Source organism: Mycobacterium sp. TH-M25, from assembly GCF_057473665.1.
This window is the reverse complement of record NZ_JBYCLA010000526.1, coordinates 1-5,478: the sequence shown is the minus strand read 5'-3', so window position 1 is coordinate 5,478 and position 5,478 is coordinate 1. Positions and strand designations below refer to the sequence as shown.

The following is a 5,478-nucleotide window of genomic DNA, read 5'->3' as shown; positions in this document are numbered from 1 at the left end:
GCCTCACCCAAAGACATCGCCCGCGCGTTGCGGGTGCCGCCGGCCAAGGTCGCCCCGCTGGTCCGGGTGATCGCCGGTGAGGAGCTGCTCAAGGCCGCCGGCACGGTCACGGGTAAATTGATGCGCTGGCTCGCTGAGCGCGGCGACATCCACGCAACATCTGCCGATCAGGCCGGTGAGCAGGCGCGGGAGGCCGCGCATGATCTGCCGATGGCCGATCGCCTGGGCAGGCTGCTGCACGAGGTCGCCGATCGGGCGCCCGCCATCGATCCCGAGGATGTCGACGACGCCGACTGGGTCGAGGACTACCTTCAGATCGCCGATGTGGGGCCCGGCAAGATCTGGTTCGAGAACGGTGTCGGGCCGATCGCCGTGCCGCGCAAGGCGAGCGATCTCGCCCGTCCCGGATGGTCGGCGTTCGTGACCGCGGCCAGGGTTGACTCACGCTGGCATTTGCTCGAAGTCGGCGTCGTCTACCCGTGACGTGTCGAGTCCTGCGGCGTCGCTGCGCCCAGATCGTTGCCAACGCCACAGCTGCCGATCAGCCCCACTTGCGCAGCATCTCCTCGACGCGCTCGCGTACCTGATTTCGAGCGGTTTCGCGGTCGATACCTGACATCAGCAGTTGGTCGTAGTCGGTGTCGACGTGCCGGACCGAGGCCTCAACGGCACGTGTTATCGCATCCGGATCGAGTGCTCGCCCGGCCGCGCTTCGCCCGATCCGCCCGCTGCCGCGGCTCGCCGCGTGACGCGCGATCGACTCGGCCCGGCTGGCGGGGCAGCGGGGAAATCGTGTGCGGATAGCGACGGCAAGATCGGCTTGCAACCGCACGTCCTCGTCGGCGCGTCTCAGGGCGTCCCGCTCCCTGCGGCGGGCGCGCGCCTGCGCGTCGGACAGGCATTCCTGTTCCGCGCACTCGAGCGCATCCGGTTCGACCAGAATTCCTTTGCGCTCGTACCGTTTACGCGACCGGCTCCACCGCACCACCACCGCCGACAGGCCGCTGGCTCGCTTTGCGCGCCTGGTCAGCGCGGCATCGCCGGATGGCAGGAAGACGAGATGTCCCAGATCAGCGCAGGCCACACACAATGGACCCGTGTCCTGCATGAACAACAAGTCGCCCGTATCGCCGCACGATGTGCACGTCCACTCGTTGACCGCCCAGATCACGACAAGGTCCGGCGGACGGCTCTGCCGCTCGACTGTGCGCTGGGACAATTCCGGCGCCACCCAGTGCGTCCGATACGCCAGCTCGATGGCGTCGTCGCCGCTGACGCTGAATCGAAGCGGGCGCCGACCGCGAGTCCGGGCCAGGTAAGCGGTCTCCGCCGGATTGAGCCCCTTGGCTTGCGCCCAGCGCCGTAACTCCGCCATGGCCGCCGTGACCTTGCGCAAGTTTGCCTGGACGACGTGCTCCAACGATTCGACCCGGCCCTGCCGCCACCTGTCCAGGTGTGTGGGCGCCAGCCAGCCCAGGCCGAGCAGCACATCGATCGCGCTGACGAACCGCTGTCGGGTCAGCGCCTCCTCAGCGGTTCGCCTGACTCGCCGCTCCAGATCCTGACGTGCCATAGATTGTTCGAGCCTAATGGGAACCGATCAGCGTGTCCGTGACGCGGGTCGTGCCCATCGGTGGCGAGCCGGTGGTCTGATCTCCATGACTCCAGGTTTCCCGGCGTGTCGTTGCGCGGGTGCCCTTCCACTGGAGAAGGATCCGGTTCGTGGATGATGACATGCTGCTGCAGGAAGTTCGGCGCCTCCGGGCGAAAGGCGCCTCGCCCAAAGACATCGCCCGCGCGTTGCAGGTGCCGCCGGCCAAGGTCGCCCCGCTGGTCCGGTTGATCGCCGCGCAGAACGCCGAGTCGCGGCAGCGGCCCGATGCCGTCGAGTGCTGGATCAGCCCGGGATGGCACGAAGGGCTGATGTTCGCGCCGCAGCCGGACTGGCCGGTCAACCCGGCTGCCGCGGACGGCGCGGGTGGGCTGGTCACGGTGATGGTCGCGCGCCCAGACCAGCGGTCCCGCAGCCGGGTGTGCGTGTACCTGGTCGACACGTTCTTCCTCGGCGTCAAAAACGTGACAGGTCCGGAAACGGTGTCCAACAAAAGGCTGACCAAGCTTCGCGGCACCGTGTTCGCTGGATACGACGATCTCGCCATGTCCGCGCCATTGGAGTTGGCCCAGCATCTGGTGTTCGGTGCTGTCGAGTTCGCGCGGGGGCTCGGATTCGAACCCCATCCCGACTTCGCGGCCACCGCCGATCACCTCGGGGTGTGGTCGGGGAGCTGCCCAATCCAGTTCGGATACAACGGATCTCCGTACTATATCGAGGGCCCCTACGACGACGTCGACGCCATCGCCAGTGTCCTGCCCGGTCGCCGGACGGGATAAAGTCCGCCAGCTATCACGCATCAAGGCGTCGAGACCGCACCGTTGTTTTTCGACGGCCCTCGATGAAGCTGTCGACGGCACGTGAAAACTGACCCCGGCGCGGCATCCGAATTTTGGATCTACTGTCGTTTCCGTGGGTCCGTTGACCTGGGCGTTTAGGTCTTTGTCTGGGCCGCGGCGTTGCCGCGGGCAGGTCACCGACCTGCCCTTTAGGCCCGTCGAAGGGTGCATAGAGGCTCGCGGGTCAAGGGTGGCCGGAAGGCCATCGCGAAGCGACGCAAAGCGCCCTTGACGCGTGAGGGGTGCGCCCGTAGCAGGCGCGGCCCAGACTCCTTCCATCACAACAGAACCCCAGGTAGATGGACCGAAACCCGCCTGATTTCCACCCACGGAAACGTCACAAGAGCCCGAATTTTGACCCCCTGGTCCTCCTAGCTCGGGTAGAGCCAGGACACCCGACCAGGGGGTCAAAATTCGGCTGGCGGATTCCAGTGAACGTCGCAACACCGAGGCTATTGGGAGGTTGCGGTGGAAGCACAGCGAAAGACCCGGCACGGCGACGTGGAGAAGCAGGAGTGGTTCGGTCGGCTGATTGCCCAAGGGGTAAGCAACCGCCAGGCGTGCCGGATCGTGGGAATCAACCGCAGGACGGGGACATGCTGGCGCTATGGGCGCACAATCCGCAACACTGCTGGCGAGGCGGTGCATTATCCAGCGGTGAGTCTTGCAGCACCCAAGCCGCGTCATCCTCGATATCTGTCGCAAGCCGAAAGGACAACGATCGCCGATTTGCACCGTGCGGGTGTCGGTGTGTGTGCCATCGCCGAGGAGTTGGGTAGGGCACCTTCGACGGTCTCGCGGGAGTTGAGCCGCAACGTCGACGACCAGGGCCGCTACTTGCCTGCTACGGCCGAGCGGCTTGCAGTCGAGCGGCAATGCCGGCCGTCGCGCACCCGCCGTGTAGCGGTTGACGAGGAGCTCCATGATGTGGTCGCCGAGCTGTTGGGCAAGCGGTGGAGTCCCGAACAGGTTGCCCATGAACTGCCGGCGTGCTTTCCTGACCAACCCGAGCGCCATCTGTGTACCGAGTCGATCTACCAGGCGATCTATGATCCCCGCACCGATTTAACCCGTCCGGCCAAACGGCGGCGCCGGCGGCGCCGCCGCCGAGTCCAGGGCCTGGAACGCCGTGGTCGACTCACCGCTATGACGATGATCGCTGATCGGCCCGCCGAGGTCGAAGCCCGGGTGCAGGTCGGGCACTGGGAGGGCGATTGCATCATGGGGCCCGGAAACCGTTCGGCAATCGGCACTTTGGTTGAGCGCGTCACCCGCTTTGTGATCCTTATCCATGTCACTACTGGGCGGCCGACCGCGCAGGCCATGTGTGACGGCCTCGTAGCTGCCCTGGGCGCTTTTGCCCCGCATCTGCGTCGGACGCTGACCTGGGATCAGGGCAAAGAACTTGCGCTGCATCAACAGATCACCACTCGCACCGGCACACGCGTGTTCTTTTGTGACGCCCACTCGCCGTGGCAGCGGGGCTCCAACGAGAACACCAACGGTTTGCTGCGCGACTACTTTCCCAAAGGTGTTGACCTGTCCGGTATCTCACTGGAAGAACTGCAGCGAGTTGCCGACGAACTCAATGATCGGCCCCGTAAAACTCTTGGCTGGGCGCGACCGGCTGACCTGATCGCCGATGCCGCCCTAAAGACGGCATAACAGCACGCGCTCGGTTCGGTAGGCTCAGCGTTCATGGCAGAGCCGATGGGCCCCCTTCCTCGGTCTGGGCAGCGCCGACGCGGTCGAACTCGGCGAATTGTTGACCTTCCTTAGCGACTGGTTGGCCAGCGACCCCAACCGGCTTGACGCATCGCTGCACGACTACGTCGCCGCACCCGGCCGCAACGCAGCCGCCTGCCGCATCGACGAACTGCGCGCCGACATTGAACGCTACGCCCGCATCCTGCTCGGCTATGACACAGCCAGCAGGTTCGTCGGATAACCCCCGGTCAGCCCCAAAAGATCGCCGTGGGATCCCGATCCACTTCGGCAAGCAACTCCTCGATATTGGCCGTCGGCGACACCAAATCGTAGGCATGGAAACGCAGGTTGCGGTCGCGCCAATACAGTGACCACATACCGCGGGTTTTCGTATAGCGCAGCCGAGCGATCGGGAACCGAGTCCAGTTCGAGTCCATATCCGCTCGCCATGGCGGCCGGCACTCGACGATTGTCAGATGACGCTCCGCGACGTCCACCTCGACCCGGACCTCGTCACGGATCTGCTCGGGCACCCGGCCTTGGCACCATCGCTGCACTCGCGCAACATCTGTTTCCGGCAGACCCCTCACGCGACTAGTGTGCAACTCGTTCCGTTGCAACGTTCACTGGAATCCGCCGCTGCCGCGCCGGGGTCAGTTTTCACGTGCCGTCGACATCGATGAAGTGCGGCCGCCGAAACGGCCGCGGCCTGAGCTGTCGCCGGCCGATCCGACGTATCTGTTCGGCCCTCGATGAAGTGCGGCAGCCGAAACGGCCGCGGCGTACTGCCAGTACGCGCCGAGCCAGCGCGACCGCCCTCGATGAAGTGCGGCCGCCGAAACGGCCGCGGCCCGCCCACGGCGACATCATCTGCGACAGCGCTGCGGTCCCTCGATGAAGTGCGGCCGCCGAAACGGCCGCGGCAGCCCGGCAACCCGTCGTCGGTGGCGCTAGCCATCCCTCGATGAAGTGCGGCCGCCGAAACGGCCGCGGCAATTCATCGGGGATACACAACCAGATGAGGTTATCGCCCTCGGTGAAGTGCGGCCGCCGAAACGGCCGCGGCGAAGAATGCGAACGCGCTGACCCGGCTCGAAGTCTGGCCCTCGATGATGTGCGGCCGCCGAAACGGCCGCGGCATCCTCGACGGTGTTTTAACGCTGTCGATGTGTATCCCTCGATGAAGTGCGGCCGCCGAAACGGCCGCGGCACCTACCGGTCTGGCATCCGCCAGGCCGGGAAAGCCCCTCGATGAAGGGCGGCCGCCGAAACGGCCGCGGCAAGGTCTTTCATCATTCTGATGGCAGCGTTTAAACCCTC

6 protein-coding genes are annotated in these 5,478 nt (G+C 65.6%); 4 read left to right on the top strand and 2 right to left on the bottom strand.

Annotation, left to right across the window (positions count from 1 at the left end):
* Nucleotides 1-483: hypothetical protein (locus AC2VOU_RS17655; protein WP_486958537.1), on the top strand; the 483-nt coding region annotated here is incomplete at its 5' end.
* A 58-nt stretch (nt 484-541) separates the two neighbouring features.
* Here AC2VOU_RS17655 and AC2VOU_RS17650 read toward each other — a convergent pair.
* The gene (locus AC2VOU_RS17650) at nt 542-1,573 is read right to left on the bottom strand and encodes a DUF2293 domain-containing protein (RefSeq protein ID WP_486958536.1); all 1,032 of its coding nucleotides are present in this window, start codon (nt 1,571-1,573) and stop codon (nt 542-544) included.
* 149 nt (nt 1,574-1,722) lie between these two features.
* Between AC2VOU_RS17650 and AC2VOU_RS17645 the strand changes: the two genes are divergently transcribed.
* The 3 genes from AC2VOU_RS17645 (at nt 1,723) to AC2VOU_RS17635 (ending at nt 4,399) form a co-directional block, all read left to right on the top strand.
* Nucleotides 1,723-2,391: a hypothetical protein gene (locus AC2VOU_RS17645; protein ID WP_486958535.1), complete on the top strand. Its 669-nt coding sequence runs from the start codon at nt 1,723-1,725 to the stop codon at nt 2,389-2,391.
* Between the two features lie 528 nt (nt 2,392-2,919).
* The gene (locus tag AC2VOU_RS17640) at nt 2,920-4,116 is read left to right on the top strand and encodes an IS30 family transposase (protein WP_486958534.1); all 1,197 of its coding nucleotides are present in this window, start codon (nt 2,920-2,922) and stop codon (nt 4,114-4,116) included.
* Nucleotides 4,117-4,216: 100 nt separating this feature from the next.
* The gene (locus AC2VOU_RS17635) at nt 4,217-4,399 is read left to right on the top strand and encodes a hypothetical protein (RefSeq protein ID WP_486958533.1); all 183 of its coding nucleotides are present in this window, start codon (nt 4,217-4,219) and stop codon (nt 4,397-4,399) included.
* Between the two features lie 7 nt (nt 4,400-4,406).
* Here the strand turns inward: AC2VOU_RS17635 and AC2VOU_RS17630 are convergent, their stop codons facing one another.
* Nucleotides 4,407-4,748, bottom strand: coding sequence for a DUF3024 domain-containing protein (locus tag AC2VOU_RS17630; protein WP_486958532.1), 342 nt, complete (start codon nt 4,746-4,748; stop codon nt 4,407-4,409).
* Nucleotides 4,749-5,478 lie beyond the last annotated feature (730 nt).